Origin of the sequence: Paenibacillus sp. JCM 10914, from assembly GCF_001315105.1 — a bacterium.
In the GTDB taxonomy this organism is placed as follows: domain Bacteria; phylum Bacillota; class Bacilli; order Paenibacillales; family Paenibacillaceae; genus Paenibacillus_AQ.
Map to the genome: position 1 here is coordinate 69,523 of NZ_BAZR01000020.1, position 22,430 is coordinate 91,952.

Below are 22,430 nucleotides of genomic sequence, written 5' to 3' on the forward strand. Positions count from 1 at the left end.
ATGGACTTAGGGACAAGCCATTTGAATCATATTACGATAGGAGCACCCGAGAGGGGAAATCATATCGAAATGGAGGTTCATGTATTGCGGGGATACCGTCGTCTTCATTCTATCGTGAGTCAATTGTTTCTGTTCTTCTTCATTGGAACGACACTGCCGGTCTTAATTATGGGTTTCTTGTCGTACAACAAATCTGCGTCCATCGTCGAAGAGCAGGTAAGTAAGGTGGCTACGCTGACGATTACCCAAGTCAGTGACAAGCTGAATATGTTTTTCAAAAAGCTAGATGACTCGTCGATGATGGTGCTGAACAGTAAAATGGTGCGCAGCATTCTGGAGGAACAGCATATCAGACAGTATGAATTGAATCAGAAAGTTAAGGAAGCCAAAGACCTGCTGACTTCGATCATGATCAATTCACCGGAAATTCTGGATGTGTACGTATTTGATATCAAACGCAACAATTCCGTGCTCAGCGCCGATTCGATGATGTCCATTCCTGATCAGTGGGATTCAGCCTGGTTTCAACAGATACTGGAGGCCAACGGTCAGACCGTGTGGTTTGGTTTATCGGATACCTCCTATCTGAAGCAGACGAGCATGGGGTTTCCCGTCTTCGGTTTGGGAAGGGCGATTCGGAGCTGGGATACCGGGGAGGTTGTAGGCGTGATGTTCATCGAGGTCATAGGAGATGCTCTGATCGACGAATTAAATGTTGTTCAGTTCGGTGATACGGGTTACATGTACGTGGCCAACGACGAGAATCGCTATTTCTATCATCCTGATCCGACGAGGTATGGCAGCGAATCGGAATTTGAGCTGCCTCAGGGGATAATCGAATACAATCTCCATCATAACAAGACGCTGATGATTCCGTCTCGACTGAATAACGGCTGGCATGTGGTGGGTGTAGTACCTCTGAAAGAGTTGACGGCTGATTCGGCCAGCATTCGCAGCTTTACCTTATGGATTGTATTCGGGTCGATCCTTGCTGCCATCGGCATCGGGTATTTCATGACGAGAAGAATCGGTAATCCCCTCGTTCATCTAAGCCGCCTTATGCGTCGAAGCGAGGCCGGGGATTTGAGTGTGCGCAGCGCGAATGTCGGTCCAAGCGAGATCGGTCAGTTGGGACGAAGCTTCAACAAGATGATCGGGCAGATCGATCTTCTGATCCAGCGGATTGCCGCCGAGGAAGCGGAGAAGAAGAAGGCGGAGATCCGAGCGCTGCGCTATCAGATTAACCCCCATTTTCTCTACAACACACTGAACTCAATCCGCTGGATGGCCAAATTGAACCGTACGAATGACGTGGATCGATCGGTAACCGCGCTGGTGCAACTGCTGGAGGGCAGTCTGGAACGCAACGGTGTGTTCATTACGCTTGGCGAGGAGCTGGAACTGCTTCGCAAGTACATGGTGATCCAGAACTATCGGTACGAACAGCAGATCGAGCTGCAAATCGAATGTCCGGAAGAGCAGCAGGACGTACTGATTCCAAGAATGCTGCTGCAACCCATCGTGGAGAACGCCATCTTCCACGGTATCGCACCGCTTGATGATCGAGGTCTGATTTACCTTCGGGTTAGTACGCAACAGCAAGAGGTGCTCGTGCAGATCGAGGACAATGGAGTGGGGATCGTAGCAGATCGGATTCAGAGCCTGCTGAACGATGGGCAGGAGCAGTCCAAGCATGGTATGACGCACATCGGTCTACGGCATGTCCATCAGACGATTCAACTGTATTACGGAGGCAGGTATGGAGTCACGGTTGAAAGTCCGGAAGACGGTGGGACGAGAGTGAGTATATCGTTTGCCAAGCAGAGGGGGGAAGAAATTTATGTACAGAGTGCTGCTCGTGGATGATGAATCGATGGCGCGGACAGGACTTCGCGAAACGTTCGACTGGGAGAAGCACGGATATCGGCTAGTGGGGGAAGCATCTAATGGCAGCAAGGCGATGAAGTGGATCATAAGCGGTGAGGTAGATATCCTGATTACCGACATCGCCATGCCGGTGATGAATGGCTTGGAGCTGACCAGACGGACAAAGGAGTTATGCCCATGGGTAAAGGTGCTGCTGCTTAGTTGTCACAGTGATTTCGAATTCGTTCGCGAAGGTATACGGCTGGGTGCATCCGATTATATCCTCAAGCCTACCCTGGACTCGGATGCGCTGAGGCACGTTCTGGATCAGATGCGACAGCGTCTGGAGGAAGAGCGGGAGACGCAGAAGATCTTGGACGAACATAGACAGCTGCAAGCGCTGAATAAGCGGAAGCTGCAGGGAACACATCCGCTGAGGCGCCGATAGAACAAGAGGAGGCCATGGTCGCTATGGAAGGCTCCGCTTTGCATGAGCGGATTGTTTTGCAGGCGATTCAATACATTAATGCTCGTTACACAGAATCTATCTCTTTACAAGAGGTGGCTGATCAAGTGTCGGTGAGCCGCAATTATTTCAGTGAGTTGTTCAAACGGGTAACGGGACAGAATTTCATCGAGTATGTGATCGAACTTCGTGTGAAGCGGGCGAAAGAACTGCTTGCTACAACCTCGCTCCGAATTTACGAGGTGGCGGATCAATGCGGATTTAATGACGTTAAATATTTCAGCAAACTGTTCAAGAGGGTCGTGGGAATGACGCCAGCGGAGTTTCAGGGACAAAAATCGCAGCCGCTACCGAATGAACCCGAATAGAATCGGAAAAGAATCCACCCTTTCGGAACATAATCCGTTCAAAGGGTTTTACCAAAATTTTATAATTAAAGCGTTTACAAATAGCTGGCCAGCTACTTCAAATCTGGATTGAATGGAGGAAAGGAAATGACAAGCAAACAAGTAAAGGGGTCATTATTAGCCATCATTCTTCTGCTATCCGCACTGCTTCAAGCGTGCGGGGGAGGCGGAACATCAGAAGGCGGCAATCCGGGAAGCGGCGAGAAGGTCAAGATTAAATGGGCGAGTTGGGGAAATCCCGGCGAGTTGAGCCGATATCAGGAGTTAACGAAGGATTTCAATCAGAAGCATGCCGATATCGAAGCGGAATTCATTCCGATTCCGGGTGAGTACGATCAGAAGATATTAACCCAGTTAACGGGGGGGACGGCACCGGATATCTTTTATGCAGGCGATGGTTTGATCGTCAAATTGATTGAGAATCAAAGCATTGAGAATCTGACTCCTTATATGGAGGCTCCGGACAGCTTGATTAAGAAAGAGGATTACTTCGAAGGTCTCTGGGGAGCGGCCGTGCGGGATGGCCAGACCTATGGCGTAACGGTCGATTGCAATCCGATGGTGCTCTGGTACAACAAGCAGGTGCTGCGCGAAGCCGGAATAACGGAGATGCCAGCCGAGCTGCAGGCGAACGGGCAATGGACGTGGGATGCGTTCAAGGAGATGTCCGACAAGATCCGGGACAGCCAGAAATACGGTTATGTGCTGGATAATTCCTGGAACAGCTATCATAGCTGGGTCACCTCCAACGGCGGACAAGTGTACGATGATGAGGGGAATTTCGTAGCGGCTACGGACCCGAAAGCGATGGAAGCGTTTCAATTCCTGTATGACAATGTGAAGTCCAAAAATATAACGTTCTCCGGCACCTTGCCTAAAGGGCAAGGTGGAGATGCGATGTTTATGTCCAACCAGGTTGGATTCGTTGCTGCCGGTCGGTGGTACCTGCCGCTGTTCAAGAAGAATCAGGGGCTTGAATATGATGTGGTCACTTGGCCAACTAACACGGGCAACAAGATTGAGCCTGCGGGTATTCCAACGGCATTTCTGGTGATGAATAAAGCCTCGAAGAACAAGGAAGCAGCGTATACCTTCTTCTCCGAGTATGTGAATAAAGAAGGTCAACGTTACCGCCTGCAAGGTGGCGGCAATGCCGTACCGTCCGTGCAAGGCACCGACGATGTGGTGTTGGAAGGCAATCTGCCCGAGCACGCGCAACTGTTTCTGGATGCGCGCGAGATTGGCTATTCTTTAACGCCGTTTGAAGCGGGCATTCCTGGACTCAGCCAGGATATCACATCGAAGTTTGAGGCGTTATGGCTGAAGGATCAGGATTTGGAGAGCTCGATGATGGACATCCAGAGTATGGCCAACAAGAAAATCCAGGACTACAAGAGTGGCAAGAACTAGGCTCGCTCTTTTTGAGAGGATGGTGAGACGAAGATGTTGACACAGCCTGCTGGCAGTACGGGCAAAAGTCTTAAACCGGAGCTGCGACCGGAGGGACCGGCGTCCACTCTGAGCAGCAAGACCACGGATGAATTATGGGGCGCATTGTTTATCTTGCCTCAGTTCATCGGCTTGATTACGTTCTCCTTGATCCCGCTCATCTCGGCTTTTGTCATTAGCATGATGAAGTGGGACGGGATGGGGGTCAAAGAGTTCGTCGGGTTACAGAACTTTATCTCCCAGCTTCAGGACGAGGAGTTCCATATCGCCCTTGTGAACACGGTCTACTATACGATTCTATCCGTACCGACAGGCATCGTTCTGGCGATGCTGGTGGCGGTAGGACTCAACCGGGTCAGAGGCAAAATCCTGTACAGGCTCATCTATTTCATGCCGAACATCACGATGTCCGTCGCTGTCGCTGTCGTATTCATGTGGCTCTTTAACGCAGATTTCGGACTGATCAACATGTACTTGAAGGAATGGTTCGGGATTACCGGACCTTCCTGGCTGACGGATTCCAGGTACGTCATGCCCTCGATTGCGCTGCTTAGCGTATGGATGGGGCTTGGTGGCAATATGGTGTTGTTTCTGGCGGGACTTCAGGGCATATCGCGAAGTTATTATGAGGCCGCAGAGATCGACGGCGCAGGCAAATGGCAGCAGCTTCTTCATATTACGATCCCGCTGCTCTCGCCAACGACGTTCTTTGTTACGATCATGTCAATCATCGGTTCCTTTCAAGTGTTCGATCAGTCGTTTGTCATGACCTCCGGCGGACCGGCCAAGGCGAGTTATACGCTGGTCTACCATATCTATGAGACGGCATTTGCGGACTTCACCTTCGGGAAGAGCACGGCATCGGCGGTGATCCTGTTCGCGATGATCTTATCGCTTACCTTGTTCCAGATGAAGATGTCCAAGCGCTGGGTACATTATGAGGACTGATGGACATACACTGAATGGAGGAGGATGCGTATGGTGCATCGGGGATTGAAGATATCTACCGTCTTGCTGCACGTGGTCTTGATCATCGGTGCGGGCGTGATGGCGTTGCCGTTCATATGGATGGTGCTAAGCTCGCTTAAAGACTTGTCTCAAGTCTTTATCGTGCCGCCCAAGTGGATACCGGACCCGTTCGTGTGGTCCAATTACAAGGATTCTTTGACGGCGCTGCCGTTTGGACGTGCCTACTTCAACAGCTTCTATATTAATATCATCGTGGTCATAGCACAGTTGGTAACCTGCTCCATGGCTGCCTATGCGTTTGCCAAGATTACCTTTCGATTTCGAGAGCCGCTGTTCATTCTCTTCTTGGCAACGATGATGGTTCCCGGACAAGTCACGATCATTCCGTTATATCTGATTATGAAAAACATCGGATGGCTGGATACGCATCTGGCGATCATCGTTCCTTCTGCGCTGCTTAACGCCTTCGGCGTGTTTCTGCTCCGGCAATTCTTCAGGGGTATCCCGAAGGAGATGGAGGAGGCGGCCATAGTAGATGGCGCTAACCGTTGGACGATCTATGTTCGAATTATGCTGCCTCTCATTAAACCTGCCTTATCGGCGCTTGGCATATTTACGTTTCTCGGGATGTGGAACAGCTTCTTCAATCCGCTGATCTTCCTCAGCAGTACGGAGAAGTTTACCGTACCGATGATGCTCAACCTGTACCGGGGCATGTACTCGACGGACTGGACGCTCATGATGGCAGGCGCTTCGATCGCATTGATTCCTGTACTTATCGTATATATGATCGGGCAAAAATATATTATCGAGGGAGTTACACTCTCCGGAATTAAGGGATAAACTGGAAATTTTCATAGTCATCGCCCTATTCAAGACAGCTGTGCGGATGCTACATTTAAATCATCCACCGGCAGTTTTTTCTATTCTCACAAGTATACTAGTATGGTAGTATAAGGTAAAATGATTGCGCTTTCATAACGACGCTTCACTGAAGGAGACGATGGGAATGTTCAATGTACTTTTGGTGGATGATGAACCGTGGGTACTCGAGGGACTTAAGACCATGGTGAATTGGAACCGTTACGGATTCCAAATATGCGGAGAGGCATTAAGTGCTCCTGAGGCGTTGCGGTTAATTGAGGAACTTCGGCCGGAACTGGTGATGACTGATATTCATATGCCCGTCTTGAACGGACTGGAACTGATCGAGCGAAGCAATCGAATGCTTCGAAAGCCACCTAAATTCGTTGTGCTGAGCGGATACGATGATTTTGGCTATGCACATGAAGCCATGCGTCAGCGAGTAACTGAATATTTACTTAAGCCGATTGATGACGAGGAAATTGAAGATATGCTGTCCAAGCTCAGCAGCGTCATTCGAGATGAACATGCCGCTGAACTGACGTCGCGGAAGAGGCATCAGATTGCGGCTAATTATATGATGAATCTTCTTCTTCAGGGGGGAGACAGGACCGATGTGACAGAGCAGGCTTGTAAAGCGCTGAATATACAACCGGAAGAGAAACTCCAGTGCGTGCTGGTACGAGGAGTTTTGATGCAAGAGCATCTTGTGGAACAGCTCCGATATCAGTTCCCTGAATTCATCTGCTGCTTCCAGGACAACCGGGGAGAGATGGCTGCGGTTCTTCGTTACGATCCGAGCAACCAGGAAGAACTGCTGGAAGCAGCTAACCGGCTGCAGCACGAGTTAAGCCGCGCTGGCGAAGAGGCGGCCATTATTACGATAAGTGTCGGGGCACAGGGGATGCATGCGCTCGGTGAACGGTACAGACATGCGGAGCTGTCGCAGCCTATAAGATGAATCAAGGCAAGAGTGGGGTATTTCAGGTTTCGGACCGAGATGGCGCCATCCCTGGTCGAGGGCTTCGTCACCGGCGGATTGCGGCGATTTATGCCGGTATTCTGTCAGGTCATACGGCGGATGTACATTCAAACGTGATGTGGTACTTCTCTGCCGCTTCCGATGCTTTAATCGATCTGTCGCTGATACGAAGTGATGTAGCCGATCTGGAGTTGATGTTATGCAGGAAGATCACGGAGATAGATGGCGATGCGGATGATTTTATGCACGGACTTCAAGAGGACTTCGGACAGCTTGGCGATATTCAGGACTATGGTTATCTCCATAAGTATATGAGCCATCTCGCCGCGGAGGCGATGGCCTTCTTTGCGGCTATGGAGAAGCAGAATGAATTCAACACGATCTATCAAGTGACTCAGTATGTAGACCGGGAATTCCGGAGCAAGCTGCAATTGCAGGATTTGGCTCAGCACTTCCATATGAACTCTACGTATTTGGGGCAGCTCTTTAAGAAACATGCAGGCAAACCCTTCAAGGAATACCTTAATGACAAGCGTATTGAAGAAGCCAAGCTCCTCCTTAAGCGGAGCGGGATGAAGGTATCGGACATTGCCCTTCATGTTGGATTCCCGAATTCGGACTATTTCATTCACAAATTCAAGACAACGACCGGCGTCCTGCCCTCGGTGTTCAAGAATCAAGCAGAGTAAGGGCAAGCACTGTCAAGGAGGGGATTCTCATGAAGAGAATCTGGAAGCAGGGTAATTTTGTTAACGATATTCCATTAAAGTACAAGTTTTTTCTCATATTCGTTGTGGGTGTGCTGCTTCCGATACTCGTTATCAACATCTTGTTCTCGGATCGAATGTCGGACCTGATCCGGGAGCGGGAAGAACAGAACCTTGATATCTCGATGGAGCGGGCGCGGAAGGATATTCACAATTTCATTGATGGCGGTGTTGCCGTCAGCCATGCATTAAGTACGGATAAGACGCTTTACGAAATGCTAGATCGCGAGTATGCATCGCAGCTTGATTTCTATGACACGTTTGATGAGCAGCTGCGCAATCGACTAACGAGCTACATTCCGGTCAATAATCAGATTCAGCGGATCAATATTTTTACCGAGAACGCATCTATTGTATCTGGCGGAAATTACCATGTTGTCGACGACAAGACGAAGGAGAGTGACTGGTATCGACTGTGGAGCGAATCGAATCATTCGGTCCTGGTCGCCGCGTATCGAGCAACTGAGGTCAATGACTGGGCCTCCATGGCCCCTTATTTAAGCGTGATTGAGAAGATGGATTATTATGATTCCTACAATACATATGAGAAGCTGCTGCGAATCGATATCGATCTGAGCAAGATTTATGACGTCATCGTTCGCGAGCGGGACTATCTGGATATGTATTTAGTCAATGAGCACAATCAGATTATCATGTCGGCTAACAGCGGTTTTGAACGAGGCAATCAAAGCGCATATCCTTTGTTCCATCTGGATCAATACAACGAGGAGGATCGTCACGTCATCTCGATTGGCACTGCCAGATATGTGAAGGGGTGGAAGTTGATCGGGGTAACGCAAGGCAACCGGATTACGAAGGCGATGCGGGATATGCAGGTATTTACGGTGTTGCTGGCAGCAGTCGTTACATTGATCACGGCGGTTTTTATCACCGTTATGCTCCGGTCTTATAATCATCGGGTAAAGCGTTTATCCCGCCATATGCAGAAGGTGACGCACGAGAAGTTTGAGCTGATCGAAATGGATGAAGGACGTGACGAAATCGGCGGCCTGATTCGAAATTTCAACCAGATGACGTCCAGAATAAACTCGTTGATCAACAACGTGTATAAGTTGGAGATCCAGAAGAAGGACCTGGAGATGGAACGGGTTCGGGCCGAGCTCAATTTCCTGCAGAGCCAGATGAATCCCCATTTCCTGTTTAACACGCTTAACGCGATTCTCGTGGTGTGCACCAAGAATCAATACAATGATGTGACCGATATTATCAAGAGCTTGTCCAAGCTCTTGCGAAGATTGCTCAGTTGGAGGGAAGATTTAGTCTCCCTGGAGGAAGAAATTCGCTTTATCGAAATGTATTTGAAGATCGAGAAGTTTCGCTTCCGCGATAAATTCGAATATCAATTCGAGATTGATGCGGAGGCCCTTAACTATAAAATTCCGAAGATGAGCATTCAGCCGTTGGTTGAGAATGCGTGCAAATATGGTCTGCAAGCCGTGGATGGAGCGGGTTTGGTGCACGTTAACGCCTCCATCAAGATGAGTGTCTTTGCATCGTAGTTACGGATAACGGCAAAGGGATCGAGCCGGAGAAACTCAGAGAGATCATATTGTCCGTGCGTAATGAGCAGTTCGAAGGGAATAGCTTTGGTATTCGCAACGTTTACCGCAGACTGGAGCTGTATTATAACGACCTTGTCAAATTCAATATCAGCAGTAGCCCGAATCAAGGAACGGTCGTGTCGTTTGAGATTCCGATCAAGCTCCTTGAGATTCAGGGCGGAGAGAGCAGGGAGTTGAGTTCATGACTTATAAAGTGCTCTTAATTGACGATGAGCCCGGGGCGTTGGAAGGACTTCAGTTATGGGTGGACTGGGAACGTCTCGGGTACGAAATATGCGGGCTTTGCAGCAACGGTGTGGATGGCCTGCAGATGATCAGGGAGCTTCATCCGGATCTGGTGATCACGGACGTGAATATGCCATTGATGGATGGGTTGCAAATGATAGAGCAGTGTTACGAAGAACGATTGAATGACGTAAAGTTTGCCATTATGAGCGGATATAACGAATTTGAGTATGCGCGCAAGGCGCTGCGATTCGGTATCGAGCATTACATGCTGAAGCCGATTATGCAGGAAGAGGCGGAAGAAGTATTGGAGAAGATTCATGCGGATCTCCAGCAGGCACAGAAACAGCGGCGGTTGGCTCTCGAGGCGGAACGGGAGGAAACCGCTTCTTTGATCCGGAATGTACTCTTGGACATTCCCATTGACGAAGCAGGGAGAGCAAAGCTGCGGGCCATGTCGAATCACGATACGAGATGGAATGTGCTCATGATTCAGAGCGAGGCGCTCCTCTTGATGAATGTCAGGAGAAGAATGGAACAATTCTTAGCCCAGGAGGTGTGCACGTATGTCGTGGATTTGGGACAGGGTCGTTTGGGTGCTGTGTACCGCGAAGCGCAAGATGATAGCGAATTGGAATTCGCCAAGCTTCTTGCGCTCTCCCGCGAGTATAGCAGCCTTCCTGTTCTGATGGCTTTAGGGAAGAGCCAGGCATCTTTGCTCGATCTTGCACATGGCTACCGTACGGCTAGAACGGCGATGCAGCTTATGTTTTATGACGCAGATTATACCCATCTCGTATCGTATGAGAATTTTCGTACGCGGCCCTTTCAGCATCATTACCCGACCTATTTGCTCGATAACATGATCCGGACTGCAGAGCTGCTGGATAAGTCCGGGTTTCGGGAAGCGGTGACGGCAGCATCGTCCACCTTCCGAGAAATGCTCGTAGATCCCCAGATCGTCAAGAAGATGATGGTCCATGTGTTCTACAGCCTGCTTGGTATGGTGGAGGAATTGGATGAGCAGCAATCCAGACGCATGATGGAGAAGTATGAGATACCGGGCGTAAACGATCACGTGGTGAGTTTGGGAGCAATGATGACAGATTTGATTGCAGCCGGAGAGGAATGCATCGATCTGTTGCTTGTACAGCAAATGAATCGTTCGCAAGGCGTCGTGCAGGATATTAACGCGTATATACAAGCTCATTATCGCGAGAATTTAACGATTAAACGTTTGGCGGAGCTGTTCTTTATACATCCGGTCTACCTGGGACAACTGTTCCTGCGCAAGAATGGAATCAGCGTTAATGAATTCGTCCACAATCTGAGAATTGAAGAAGCGGTGCTGCTCCTCGCCCAGAACAAGCTGAAGAACGGAGAGATAGCGGAAAGGGTGGGCTACAGTAACTATAATCAGTTCCTCAAACATTTTGAGAAGCGGATGGAAATGTCGCCGAACGAGTACAAAAGCAGGAGGATCTAAACTTTTCAGGGTTAATGCTTTAATTGTTGTATAGCCCGCCTTTGTAAGCGCTTTTAATATAAAGATATGTTACATGTAAGTGTTTGCTTGGATGTAGCGACATTATTTCGGAGGTGCTTTTATGGGGGGAAGAACAAAATCCTGGCTGCGGCTAAGCTCGGTTCTGCTATTGTCATTTAGCATAGTTCTTGCAGGCTGTAATAGCGGAGGCGGGAATAGTAACGGTGCCGCAAGCCCAGAGAAGAAGGATGCGGTACAACAACCAGCTGGAACAGATAACACCAAGGTGGAACCATTCGAAATCAGCGTATTCATCGGAGAAGCTGGTCAGCAGCCGACACCGGACAACAAAATTTATAAAAAAATCAAGGATGAGCTCGGAGCGACGTTCAACTTCGAATTCCTGGCCGGGGATATTAACCAGAAGCTTGGCGTCATGATCGCAGGGTCTGATTATCCGGACATGATGACGGGCAACACGAAGCTTACCGCAGCCGGCGCCTATATTCCGCTCGAAGATCTGATCGAAGAGCATGCGCCCAACTTGAAGAAGCATTATGAAGACTACTGGAACATGATGAAAGATCCGAATGACGGACATATTTACATTTTGCCGAACTACGGCGTATTTAACGGCAAGCTCAGCAGCACGTGGTACTCCGGACCTGCCTTCTGGATTCAGAAAGCTGTGCTTGCAGAGTTCGGATATCCGAAGGTCAAGACGCTCGATGAATATTTTGATCTGATCGGCAAGTACAAAGAGAAGTATCCAACGATTGACGGCAGCCCGACGATCGGCTTCGAGATTCTTAACCACGACTGGAGAAACTGGGGATTGTTCAATGCGCCGCAGCATCTGATCGGTCATCCGAATGATGGTGGCGTGGTGGTGAAGGATGGCAAGGCGGAAGTATTCGCTAATAAAGACTATGCCAAGACATACTACCAGAAGCTGAACGAAGCCAATGCGCAAGGCTTGGTGGACAAAGAGACCTTCGTACAGAACTTTGACCAGTATCTGGCGAAACTGTCCAGCGGTACAGTGCTCGGCATGTTCGACCAGCATTGGAACTTCCAAAGCGCGGAAGACTCCCTGATCACGCAAGGCAAAGACGAAAGAACCTATGTGGGAGTTCCGCTCGTCTATGATGAGAGCATCACGGATCACTACCGCGATCGTGCGCCACTCAACCTGAATAACGGTTTTGGTATCAGCGTTAACGCCAAGGACCCTGAGAAGATCCTTAAGCTGCTTGATGCCTTGATTACCGAGGATTGGCAGAAGACGCTTAGCTGGGGTATCGAAGGCGAGGACTATATCGTAAACGAGCAAGGCCGATTCATGAAAAATCAAGAGCAACGTGACGCTTTCACCGATGGTACATGGAAATTAGCCAATAAGGCCGATGCTTACTTCAAATTCGCTCCGAAGATCGAAGGAAGCTTCAGCGACGGTAACGCGACGGATGCCGCTGCTCAACCAGAGGAATACAAGGCAGGACTGAAGGAATACGACAAGAAATTCCTCGAAGCCTATGGCTTTGACAGCTACGTAGACTTTTTCAGCGAGCCGCCTGAGAATGAAGTGGCCTATCCGGCTTGGACCATTGATCTGGTGGAAGGATCAGAAGCAAGGTAGTCAATACGAAATTGAATGACCTGTCCACGAAATACTTGCCGAAGGCCATTCTTGCGAAGCCGGCTGATTTTGAAGCGGCATGGAACGAATACACAGCCGAGATCGATAAGGTGGATGTCAAGGCTTACGAAGATCGCATCAACGAGCAAATCCAGTGGAGAATCGACAATTGGAGTAAATAAAAAGCTGGTAACAGAAGGTGGGGGGCGTTCACGATGCCTTCCACCTTCTAAAATTAAGGCATGTGGGGAGAGCAACTTGTTATGGGTGAGATCTTAAGAAAGAAGCGAGCCGTCCGACATCCCAAACAGGGAAAGAAGCAGCCGATTACCTGGACTCTCATCAAGAATCAGAAGCAATTGATCATGATGTCCGTCCCGTTGATGTTGTATATCATTCTGTTCGCCTATGTCCCGATCTGGGGCTGGACGATGGCTTTTCAGGATTATAAGCCAGCCAAAGCGTTTACCGACCAAGCTTGGGTCGGGCTGAAGCATTTCAAGTTCTTGTTTACTGACGACACGTTCCTGCGCGTTTTGCGCAATACGATAGCAATGAGCGTCATTAATCTGATTCTGGGCTTTGTCACGGCAATTGTGCTGGCGCTGTTGCTGAACGAAATCAAGAAGGTACTGTGGAAGCGGACCGTTCAGACGATCTCATATTTACCGCATTTCTTGTCCTGGATCATCGTGACCGGCATCGTGGCCACATCGCTTGCCTCTGACGGTATCATTAACGACATGTTAATGAAGCTTCATATCATTAAAGAGCCGATACTGTGGCTTAGTGAGGGAAAATACTTCTGGGGCATCGTCGGTGCGTCCCATGTCTGGAAAGAGGTCGGTTGGAATACGATCATCTACCTCGCAGCCATTGCCTCCATCGATCCAGCACTCTATGAAGCGGCCGAGATCGATGGCGCCAGCCGATATCGGAAGATGTATCATGTGACCTTGCCGGGGATAAAAGCAACGATTGTGATCCTGCTCATTATGTCCATCGGTCATATCCTCGAGGCTGGATTTGAAGTGCAGTACCTGTTGGGTAATGGACTTATCGTAGACTGGGCAGAAACCATCGATATTTTTGTTCTCAAATATGGGCTCGCTCAAGGCAACTATTCATTGGCAACTGCAGGCGGCATATTCAAGACCGTGGTCAGCGTGACGATGCTGCTGATTGCAAATTGGACCGCGAAGCGGCTTGGGGAAGAGAGGTTGTTATAGGATGGCAAATCAACAGCTCAGCCCGCAGAATACGGCTAAACCGTCTGTGAAGAAGGACATCGTGCGAACTCGCGTCGAGCCTGTTTTATTTAATACATTGAATACCGCTTTTATGATTTTCCTGGTTGTGATTACGCTGTATCCGTTTCTGAATACGATCGCGGTTTCCTTCAATGCGGGGAATGACACGATTCGTGGCGGAATTTATCTGCTGCCGCGAGAATGGACCCTGCAGAACTATAAGGCGGTATTTGCTTCGGGCACGATCTATAATGCCTTCGGAATCACTGTAGCCCGAACCGTGATCTCGACGGTGCTGAACATCTTCTTGACCACGATGCTGGCGTATACGCTTAGCCGGCGGGAGTATGCATTTCGTAAACCGATTACGCTTGTATTTGTATTGACAATGTATTTCAACGCAGGCTTGATCCCGAACTATTTCCTGATCAAGGACCTGAATTTGCTGAACAGCTTCTGGGTGTACATCCTGCCATCGATGGTAGGCGCCTTTAATCTGATCGTGATTCGGACCTACATCGGCACGCTGCCGGAAAGTTTGGTTGAATCGGCCAGAATTGATGGTGCTGGCGATTTCAAAATTTTCATGCAGATTATTTTCCCGCTATGTAAGCCGGTATTGGCAACCATCGCGTTGTTCGTAGCAGTAGGTGCGTGGAATACGTGGTTTGATGCCTTTCTCTACACATCATCCACCCAGAAGCTCAGTACGCTGCAGTATGAACTGATGAAGCTGCTTTCATCCAGCATGAATTCCAACAGCAATCCGAATGTGGCCGCCGGTGCAGGGATGACGCAGGATTCGGCCAAAGCAATGGTAACGCCGCTGTCGATTCGTGCTGCGATCACGGTGGTGGCATCCGTGCCAATTCTCGTAGTCTATCCATTCTTGCAAAAGTATTTTGTAGTCGGATTGAATGTAGGTAGCGTAAAGGAGTAACTAAAGATCCATTACTAGCGTTGAATCTATCAAGTGAAGTGTATAGAAGAAGCCGGGCAGAGGTGATTCCTGCCTGGCTTTTGCTGGTTACGGTGCACCCTCTCTATTTTTCTATCAAAACTAACGTCTATTTCTACTCCAAAATGGAGAACCTATTCATAGATTCGAATAAGGGATTCTACTTGAATTATGGATTCTATGATAAATAGGCTGGAGGTTGGTGCACGATGTTCCATTCATCAATTCACGCAGAGGAATCGGAGCTGCCGGAGTGGGCCCCGGAGCTTCTCGGAAGAGTGATCAAGAAGATAGGCAGTGTCATCGTTGGACACGTTGAACAGATAGAGCTCACAATCATCGCGCTGCTAGCCGGCGGGCACGTATTGCTTGAGGACGTGCCTGGCGTGGGCAAGACGATGCTGGTTAAATCCGTAGCCTCGCTGATCGGCAGTGATTTCAGCCGGATTCAGTTCACCTATGACCTGATGCCGGGCGATATTACAGGGGCATCGGTCTATTATCCGCATACGGGCGAATTCGTCTTTCGCCCAGGACCGGTCATGGCGAACATCGTGCTGGCCGATGAGATCAATCGCGCCTCACCAAGAGCGCAGTCTGCGCTGTTGGAGGCGATGGAGGAGGGGCGCGTTACGGTGGACGGGCAAACCTATGCGCTACCTGCCCCATTTTTTCTTATGGCGACTCAAAATCCGTATGAATATGAAGGTACAAGCCGCTTACCCGAAGCACAGCTTGATCGGTTCTTGATGAGAATGTCACTCGGTTACCCCACGATGGATGGTGAAATTGAGCTGCTGGAACGCGGAACGGGAGCGGCAACACTGGAGGAGCTTAAGCCGCTTATGCTCGGGACGGAGCTAATCTCCATGCAGCGTATGGTCTCTCGCGTCTTTGTGGATGATACGATCAAACGTTATATGGTCAACGTCGTTGACGCATCAAGAAGACAGAAGGGGGTCTCACTCGGAATCAGCCCGAGGGGAACGCTGGCGTGGCTTCGTGCTGCACAAGCAGGGGCATTTCTGTCGGGTCGGATGTACGTTATCCCTGATGATTGCCTGCGTGTGGCGGTGTCTGTGCTTGCCCATCGAATCCACCTTGGACATGAGGCCCGGGCAGCGGGATTGACGCAGCAAGAGCTGGTAGAATCTTTACTGACACGATTTGAGCTTCCACGCCAGCGCAGCCGGAAGGGAGGCGCGTGATGAGTCGCGGACTGACCGAGTGGCTGCGAGGCGGATCCGTGTGGGCTGTTTCTTTTGGCCTCTATCAGTGGCTGGGCGGGGGTTCGCTGCAATTGGTATGGGTGGCCTGCACGATCCTTCTCATTGCCGGGGGCCTGCAGCGTTTGTTACCGCCTACCCGGCTCTCTGTCGTTCATCTGACATCCCCGGAATATCTAGAAGCTGGTGACGCTGTCCAAATTACGGTTCAGGTAAAGCTTCGTTCGATCTTACCGTTGCCATGGCTGCTCATTACCGATCAAATAGGCGACCGACAATCTCGCAAGTTGTTGTTCCCTGGGTGGCGACGGACGCTGGAATACAGCTATGAATTCAACTCAATGACGCGGGGGATCTGGCCTGCGGTTGAATGTAAGGTGGAGTGGGGAGATCTGTTTGGCTGGTTCAGGGCATCGCGCAACGTTAGGAGTCATGGTAATGGATTAACTGTGCTTCCCAGACCCGTGCGATGGCTTTACACACCATCAATGCTAGGTTCAGGCGATCTTCTGCAGGGTCAGTCTGTGGAAGCAGAACGCTTAAATGAAAGAACCGCGGCTGAATGGAGGGGGCCGGGCGTTCGTGACTATACACCCGGTGATCCAATGAATCGGATTCATTGGAAGAACTCTGCCAAGCTCGGTCGGCTGCAGACCTTAACGTCTCGGGAAGATCATGGACGCAGGCAGGGAATTATATTGGATACTCACGTAGAGAGTTATCGGAAGGAGCGAGGAAAAGAACCTGAGGACGCCTTCGAATCGGCTGTGTCAGCCGTGACAGGGTTTGTGCATGATTTGGTCCGACAGCGGACACCGTTTACCTTGTGGGTAGTGGGTACTGGCATAACAGAGCCGCTAATCGAATACACGGGCGCTTCTGATTCGAGATATGCCAACCGTCTGTTCATGCCGCTGGCTTCGGTTCAATTGAGCGCAATTTCCGATAAGGAGCTGCATGCGGAGGACGCTGCTGACATGCTGGAAGGTGAGCTTGAATGGGCCATCGTCTCGGGTGATTATCAAGAACGAGCTGCGATGATCGGCCTCCAACGTTTAAACGCCGGCAGCCGCCATGTAACCATCTATTGTACACAGCCGGTTCAGGAAATAGAGCATGTCGCGAAAGAGGCATTTACCTCGCCGTATCGCAATCAACATCCAAGCCAGCATGATACAGCGGGTGATTTTATTCGCAGGGGCGGGCAACTCGTTTATGTGCATCATGAACCTCTGAGTCGCGAGTTGGCCGTGCGTGCGAAAGGGGTGCGTTATGAAGCTCAATCCATCGCATACGAGAGCTAGCACCATCTCGGGCCGTATTCCCGGGGGACATGATGAACGTAAGATACTGACGAGAATATCGCATGATTCCATACTGCATCGACTCATCGTTACACTTCCGGTCGCCGGATTGCTCTTCCAATGGCTCATGCCGCTACGCAACACGGGGGATGCGAACGCAGACTCGGTGCTGGCGGCGCTGTCGATATGGGCAGTGTCTCTAGTGCTGCAGGGATTGTTTACGATCCGTGGCTTTGTCTGGTTTCCGCTTAACGTCATTCTGATGGTATGGTTATGCTCCCGGTTGTTTGATTACTCGAATCCGGTTGAATGGGTTATCCAGTACGCGCTGCATATTTTGCCTGAGGACGTTGCCGCATTTCAGACCGAATGGTCATTCTCCGCACTAACGCAGGAGACCCGTACGGTAATCTTATTCGCCGGGTGGGGAATCATGGTGTCTGCCGTTCATATGCTGGCTTTGTATCGCCGTACCGTGTGGTTGTTCGGTGGCTCGACGCTGGTGTATTTGGCTGCATTGGAAGCTGCACTTGGTGATAGTGTGCTCATGGGAATGAGCCGGGCGGTTGCGTTTATACTTCTTGCTCAGGGCGTGATGCTGATTCTGGCGTTGAGGCAAGAAACCATATCGGATTCAGATCTGCCATTCATATCCCGGCAGTCGGGGTCCGCTCCATCCCCCATGAGTCGAAGCGTACGTGTGCCAATGCTGCGCTGGAGTCTAATCGTGCTGCTGTTCTCACTGCTGATTACCGGCGCAACGCGGATATGGGGGATGGTCAGTGAGCCGTCAGAGGGAATGGGCATGACGGTGACTGAGATGGCAGCGCAATTGGGGGATTGGATACAGGCAGGGCATAAAGGAGCAGAAGCATCGATACCGGCAGCTCAAATAACCGGTTATTCATCCCCGGATAAGGACATGGGTGGGCCCTTGACGTTAAGCGATGAGTTGTATTTCACTGCGCAGTCGTCAGTACCCACATATTGGCGCGGGGACACATATCGTTATTATGACGGCCGCAGATGGGACGAAGACCATAACGCGAGCAGACCGATCCGTATGAATGAGGATCTTGGCGGTGTTCTTCCATACTGGCAGCACGCTGAGGGCGAGACGTTGGTGCAGACGCTGACGTTCTATCAAGATACTCCGGCGCGTTCTCTGCTCGCTGGAGGCTTGATTACCCGTGTGCAAAATATTCGCTACTCGGATGAGCGGGGCATGCCCAGGATGACTGCGAATCGTCTGTCGGAGACGGTCTCGATTCAAGGGGATGTTCCTATAGCCGGTTATACAGTGGAATCGGTATACATCGCACCTCAAGTGGAGCTGCTTCGGACAGCGATAGGTACGGATCCGCACGACTTGCGCACGAGCTACCTGCAGCTTCCCGTCTCATTACCAGAGAGAGTGCGCGATCTGGCTCAGGAAATAACGAAGGGGACGTCGAATCGCTATGATGCAGCGTTGGCGATCGAGAACTTTCTGAAGCAGAATTATACGTATTCGCTGCAAACGGCAGTGCCACCGGAAGGCCAGGATTTTGTCGATGACTTCTTATTTGATACGGGCGAAGGATACTGTGTTCATTTTGCAACGGCCATGACGGTATTGCTCAGAGCAGAAGGGATCCCTGCAAGATATGTTACGGGGTTCGCACCAGGTGAGCGAAGTGTCGGCAAAATTGATACGTATGAGATTGCGCTGAAGGATGCTCATGCCTGGGTGGAGGTTTATTTTGCAGAGCAAGGATGGGTGCGGTTTGACCCGACTCCAGGTTACCGCGTGTTCGATGAGTCAACCGTACCTCCGGTAAGCATGGAGAACCCTCAGGCGAATGCTTCGCAATCTCATCTAAGCGACTGGATGTCTGCCTGGATCAATCTTATCGTGAGGGTGCTGCTGCTAATTGCGGCGATAGGACCTATGTTATTTACGGGCGGCATACTGCTCATCATTCCGATCACTGCCTTTATCCTATATTTGATGCCTCCTTACCTAAGGCGTATGCACTTTCGTAGAATGGCAAGAAATATAGCTGTGGGGCCGAGAGAGGCTCTGGTATCTGCGTCAAGTATCGTCTGGGATAAGTTGGAGCGCAGGTATGGCAGGCTGGAAGAGGGACAGACCGTCCGGCAATACATTGGCTCTTTGACGATTAGCGATGAGGCATTGAGGCGTGATATTCTATCGTTTGCACAGGAATGGGAGCGAGCAGCATATCACAATCAAGTGTGGTCGAGAACGGAAAAAGTCCTCTTTTTACGTCAATGTATATCAATTGTCAAAAAACTGGCATGAAATCGTGGGGGCCTCTTTCTTGACGGTATGAATTGGAGTTGCGTATAATTAATTTCATTAATCAAGGGAGGCCCGGTAATGAACAAGCCTAATGAAATCATCGTCGTCTTGGACTTCGGTGGACAATACAATCAACTTATAGCACGACGCATTCGCGATCTTGGTGTTTATAGCGAGCTGCTGCCATACAACACGCCTGTCGAGAAGATTCAAGCTCTTTCCCCGCGCGGCATTGTATTCTCAGGAGGTCCTTCAAGTGTGTATTCGGAGAATGCACCGCATGTGGATCCGGCCATCTATGATCTGGGATTGCCTATCTTCGGTATTTGCTACGGCATGCAGTTGATGGCGCAACAGCTCGAGGGTAAGGTAGAACGCGCCTCCAAGCGCGAGTATGGTAAAGCTGAATTGGAATTTGCTCCTGGCACGACACTCGTCAAGGGTCTGGAAGCGAAGCAGACCGTCTGGATGAGCCATGGGGACCATGTCGTCACGCTGCCTTCCGGCTTTAAGCTGGATGCAGGCACGGAATCCGCCCCGATTGCCGCTATGAGTCATGAAGAGAAGAAGCTGTATGCCGTTCAATTCCACCCGGAAGTACGTCACTCCGTGCAAGGGAATGAGATGATCAAGAATTTCTTGTACGAGGTATGCGGTTGTGAAGGCAACTGGAGCATGGAGACTTTCATCGAGGATCAGATTCGCGAAATTCGTGAAGTGGTCGGCGAGCAAAAAGTGCTATGCGCACTGAGCGGCGGCGTTGATTCCTCCGTAGTCGCCATGCTGATTCACAAAGCCATCGGCGATCAGCTCACGTGTATGTTCATCGACCACGGTCTGCTGCGTAAAGGCGAGGCTGAGAGCGTAATGGAGACCTTTGTCGGCAAGTTCGATATGAAAGTGGTTAAGATTGATGCTCAGGAACGATTCATGTCCAAGCTTGCGGGTGTGGACGATCCGGAGAAAAAACGGAAAATCATCGGTAATGAATTTATCTACGTATTTGATGAAGAGTCAAGCAAATTCGATGATTTCGCCTTCTTGGCCCAAGGTACGCTCTACACGGATATCGTTGAAAGCGGAACGGAAACCGCACAAACGATTAAATCGCATCATAATGTCGGCGGATTACCCGAAGATATGAAATTCACGCTTATTGAGCCGCTGAAGGCGCTCTTTAAGGATGAAGTTCGCAAAGTGGGCGAGGAGCTCGGCTTGCCGGATGAGATCGTACACCGCCAACCTTTCCCTGGACCGGGCCTGGCAATTCGTGTGCTTGGCGAAGTGACAGAGGACAAGCTGCAGATCGTCCGCGACTCTGACTACATTCTGCGTGAAGAGATTGCAAAGGCAGGTCTGGATCGCGAGATCTGGCAATATTTCACAGCGCTGCCTAACATGAAGAGTGTTGGTGTAATGGGCGATGCTCGCACGTATTCCTACACCGTAGGGATCCGCGCCGTAACCTCCATCGACGGCATGACCGCGGATTGGGCGCGCATTCCATGGGATGTGCTGGAGAAAATCTCTGTCCGGATCGTCAACGAAGTCGATAACGTGAACCGTATCGTCTACGACGTCACGTCTAAGCCGCCGGCAACGATCGAGTGGGAGTAAGTTGGAAATCAATTTTACTGGCCGATGCTTAAAGTTCTGGTATAAGGGCTTTTAAGTATCGCTGGTAATGGCATTTCCATTTCACCTGCAATTGTAGAATGCAAAAAATTACTCTCTTTTATCTGCTTTGTTTAGCAAATAGAGGGGAGTATTTTTTATGGCTAAGATCAAGGAACTAATTCATTTTATGTAGTGAAGTAGAGGTGAATCATTGGTGAAGCAGGTGTTGGTAATTAAGAATGAACGGTCTTTTGCAAAGAAAATCGTAAGCGGTTTAAAGCAAGAAGGCTATTTCATCTTAACACTGCACAATGAAAACAAAGGTTTAAATATAGTATACGAGCAAGATTGGGATATTATCGTATTGGATTGGGATTCTTTAAGTATATCGGGACCGGAAATCTGCAGACAAATACGGGCTGTTAAAACGACACCGATCATCATAGTGACCGACAATGTGTCCAGCAAGGACTGCATAGCAGGATTACAAGCTGGAGCAGATGATTATATAAGGAAACCATTTGTGAAGGAAGAATTAGTAGCAAGGATAAAAGTTATTCTAAGAAGAGCGGATGGTATCCAGCCAAACGAGACTTGCTTTTTTCGGTTTAAAGATCTCTTCGTGGATGCATCTCGCAACATGGTGACAAAAGGTGGCGAGAATCTCCCGCTTACGAAGCGCGAGTATGACTTACTTTTATTTTTAATCAAGAATAAAAATAAAATATTGAGCCGTGAAATGCTTCTGAATCAGGTTTGGGGATATGACGTAGCAGTCAATCCAAATGTAGTGGATTTATATATTGGGTATTTAAGAAAAAAGCTAAAGTGCGAGAAGAATGACCGATTTATTCAAACAACCCATGGCAGGGGCTATTCAATGATTGAATAGTAGCCATTAAAGATAGGTAAAAAAACAAGCAAAAAAACACGAGTAAAACCAGTCCAACCCGGTTTGCTCGTGTTTTTTTTGTTCTATATTCCCAATCCCTCACAAGATTTTCACATAATTAATGACTATACTGTTCCACAGAACGCTCAAATGAAAATGATTATCATTTTCGAAA

The 22,430-nt window shown here is 49.6% G+C and carries 16 protein-coding genes and 2 pseudogenes; all 18 read left to right on the forward strand.

The genetic code is table 11. The annotated features are described in order from the left end of the window. Positions 1-69 precede the first annotated feature (69 nt). The 18 genes and pseudogenes from JCM10914_RS19505 to JCM10914_RS19585 all read left to right on the forward strand — a co-directional run bounded on the left by JCM10914_RS19505 (position 70) and on the right by JCM10914_RS19585 (position 22,255). On the forward strand, positions 70-1,866 hold the full coding sequence (locus tag JCM10914_RS19505; protein ID WP_023963859.1) for a sensor histidine kinase: 1,797 nt from the start codon (positions 70-72) through the stop codon (positions 1,864-1,866). Then, positions 1,841-2,314, forward strand: coding sequence for a response regulator (locus JCM10914_RS30685; RefSeq protein ID WP_023963861.1), 474 nt, complete (start codon positions 1,841-1,843; stop codon positions 2,312-2,314). The genes JCM10914_RS19505 and JCM10914_RS30685 overlap by 26 nt, the downstream gene beginning before the upstream one ends. Before the next feature lie 23 nt (positions 2,315-2,337). Further along, a complete protein-coding gene (locus JCM10914_RS30690) occupies positions 2,338-2,700 on the forward strand; it encodes an AraC family transcriptional regulator (protein ID WP_023963863.1) in 363 nt (120 codons plus the stop codon). A 126-nt stretch (positions 2,701-2,826) separates the two neighbouring features. Further along, a complete protein-coding gene (locus JCM10914_RS19520) occupies positions 2,827-4,149 on the forward strand; it encodes a sugar ABC transporter substrate-binding protein (RefSeq protein ID WP_023963865.1) in 1,323 nt (440 codons plus the stop codon). A gap of 33 nt (positions 4,150-4,182) precedes the next feature. Beyond that, entirely contained in the window at positions 4,183-5,136 is a 954-nt protein-coding gene (locus tag JCM10914_RS19525) for a carbohydrate ABC transporter permease (protein ID WP_023963867.1), read from the forward strand. Between the two features lie 30 nt (positions 5,137-5,166). Beyond that, positions 5,167-6,000 carry a carbohydrate ABC transporter permease gene (locus JCM10914_RS19530; protein WP_023963869.1) on the forward strand — a complete coding sequence of 278 codons (834 nt, stop codon included), beginning with the start codon at positions 5,167-5,169 and terminating at the stop codon, positions 5,998-6,000. A 166-nt stretch (positions 6,001-6,166) separates the two neighbouring features. Further along, positions 6,167-6,982: a response regulator gene (locus tag JCM10914_RS30695; RefSeq protein ID WP_023963871.1), complete on the forward strand. Its 816-nt coding sequence runs from the start codon at positions 6,167-6,169 to the stop codon at positions 6,980-6,982. Then, positions 6,979-7,692 carry an AraC family transcriptional regulator gene (locus JCM10914_RS30700; protein WP_023963873.1) on the forward strand — a complete coding sequence of 238 codons (714 nt, stop codon included), beginning with the start codon at positions 6,979-6,981 and terminating at the stop codon, positions 7,690-7,692. Before JCM10914_RS30695 ends, JCM10914_RS30700 begins: the two co-directional genes overlap by 4 nt. Positions 7,693-7,721: 29 nt before the next feature. Continuing rightward, positions 7,722-9,538, forward strand: a pseudogene (locus JCM10914_RS19540) (sensor histidine kinase). Beyond that, on the forward strand, positions 9,535-11,064 hold the full coding sequence (locus JCM10914_RS19545; RefSeq protein WP_023963879.1) for a response regulator: 1,530 nt from the start codon (positions 9,535-9,537) through the stop codon (positions 11,062-11,064). The pseudogene JCM10914_RS19540 and the gene JCM10914_RS19545 overlap by 4 nt, the downstream one beginning before the upstream one ends. Before the next feature lie 121 nt (positions 11,065-11,185). Continuing rightward, positions 11,186-12,885 (forward strand): annotated as a pseudogene (locus JCM10914_RS19550) (extracellular solute-binding protein). 81 nt (positions 12,886-12,966) lie between these two features. Further along, complete coding sequence (locus tag JCM10914_RS19555; RefSeq protein ID WP_023963885.1) at positions 12,967-13,932, forward strand: sugar ABC transporter permease; 966 nt, start codon at positions 12,967-12,969, stop codon at positions 13,930-13,932. A gap of 1 nt (position 13,933) precedes the next feature. Further along, positions 13,934-14,893, forward strand: a complete 960-nt coding sequence (locus JCM10914_RS19560) for a carbohydrate ABC transporter permease (protein ID WP_023963887.1) — start codon at positions 13,934-13,936, stop codon at positions 14,891-14,893. Positions 14,894-15,120: 227 nt separating this feature from the next. Continuing rightward, a complete protein-coding gene (locus JCM10914_RS19565) occupies positions 15,121-16,119 on the forward strand; it encodes a MoxR family ATPase (protein WP_023963889.1) in 999 nt (332 codons plus the stop codon). Beyond that, the gene (locus JCM10914_RS19570; protein ID WP_023963891.1) at positions 16,119-17,441 is read left to right on the forward strand and encodes a DUF58 domain-containing protein; all 1,323 of its coding nucleotides are present in this window, start codon (positions 16,119-16,121) and stop codon (positions 17,439-17,441) included. Before JCM10914_RS19565 ends, JCM10914_RS19570 begins: the two co-directional genes overlap by 1 nt. Continuing rightward, positions 17,410-19,746, forward strand: a complete 2,337-nt coding sequence (locus tag JCM10914_RS19575; protein WP_023963893.1) for a transglutaminase domain-containing protein — start codon at positions 17,410-17,412, stop codon at positions 19,744-19,746. Before JCM10914_RS19570 ends, JCM10914_RS19575 begins: the two co-directional genes overlap by 32 nt. Positions 19,747-19,824: 78 nt before the next feature. Further along, positions 19,825-21,363 (forward strand): glutamine-hydrolyzing GMP synthase, encoded by a 1,539-nt coding sequence (gene guaA, locus JCM10914_RS19580; RefSeq protein ID WP_023963894.1) that lies wholly within the window; start codon positions 19,825-19,827, stop codon positions 21,361-21,363. A gap of 214 nt (positions 21,364-21,577) precedes the next feature. Then, positions 21,578-22,255, forward strand: coding sequence for a response regulator transcription factor (locus tag JCM10914_RS19585; protein ID WP_036719145.1), 678 nt, complete (start codon positions 21,578-21,580; stop codon positions 22,253-22,255). The last annotated feature ends 175 nt before the right edge of the window (positions 22,256-22,430 follow it).

Coding starts and splice junctions, on each gene's coding strand:
- JCM10914_RS19560 (WP_023963887.1), top strand. CDS start 13,934: ATGGCAAATCAACAGCTCAGCCCGCAGAATACGGCTAAACCGTCTGTG.
- JCM10914_RS19530 (WP_023963869.1), top strand. CDS start 5,167: ATGGTGCATCGGGGATTGAAGATATCTACCGTCTTGCTGCACGTGGTC.
- guaA (WP_023963894.1), top strand. CDS start 19,825: ATGAACAAGCCTAATGAAATCATCGTCGTCTTGGACTTCGGTGGACAA.
- JCM10914_RS19525 (WP_023963867.1), top strand. CDS start 4,183: ATGTTGACACAGCCTGCTGGCAGTACGGGCAAAAGTCTTAAACCGGAG.
- JCM10914_RS30695 (WP_023963871.1), top strand. CDS start 6,167: ATGTTCAATGTACTTTTGGTGGATGATGAACCGTGGGTACTCGAGGGA.
- JCM10914_RS19505 (WP_023963859.1), top strand. CDS start 70: ATGGAGGTTCATGTATTGCGGGGATACCGTCGTCTTCATTCTATCGTG.
- JCM10914_RS19555 (WP_023963885.1), top strand. CDS start 12,967: ATGGGTGAGATCTTAAGAAAGAAGCGAGCCGTCCGACATCCCAAACAG.
- JCM10914_RS30700 (WP_023963873.1), top strand. CDS start 6,979: ATGAATCAAGGCAAGAGTGGGGTATTTCAGGTTTCGGACCGAGATGGC.
- JCM10914_RS19565 (WP_023963889.1), top strand. CDS start 15,121: ATGTTCCATTCATCAATTCACGCAGAGGAATCGGAGCTGCCGGAGTGG.
- JCM10914_RS19545 (WP_023963879.1), top strand. CDS start 9,535: ATGACTTATAAAGTGCTCTTAATTGACGATGAGCCCGGGGCGTTGGAA.
- JCM10914_RS30690 (WP_023963863.1), top strand. CDS start 2,338: ATGGAAGGCTCCGCTTTGCATGAGCGGATTGTTTTGCAGGCGATTCAA.
- JCM10914_RS30685 (WP_023963861.1), top strand. CDS start 1,841: ATGTACAGAGTGCTGCTCGTGGATGATGAATCGATGGCGCGGACAGGA.
- JCM10914_RS19570 (WP_023963891.1), top strand. CDS start 16,119: ATGAGTCGCGGACTGACCGAGTGGCTGCGAGGCGGATCCGTGTGGGCT.
- JCM10914_RS19575 (WP_023963893.1), top strand. CDS start 17,410: ATGAAGCTCAATCCATCGCATACGAGAGCTAGCACCATCTCGGGCCGT.
- JCM10914_RS19520 (WP_023963865.1), top strand. CDS start 2,827: ATGACAAGCAAACAAGTAAAGGGGTCATTATTAGCCATCATTCTTCTG.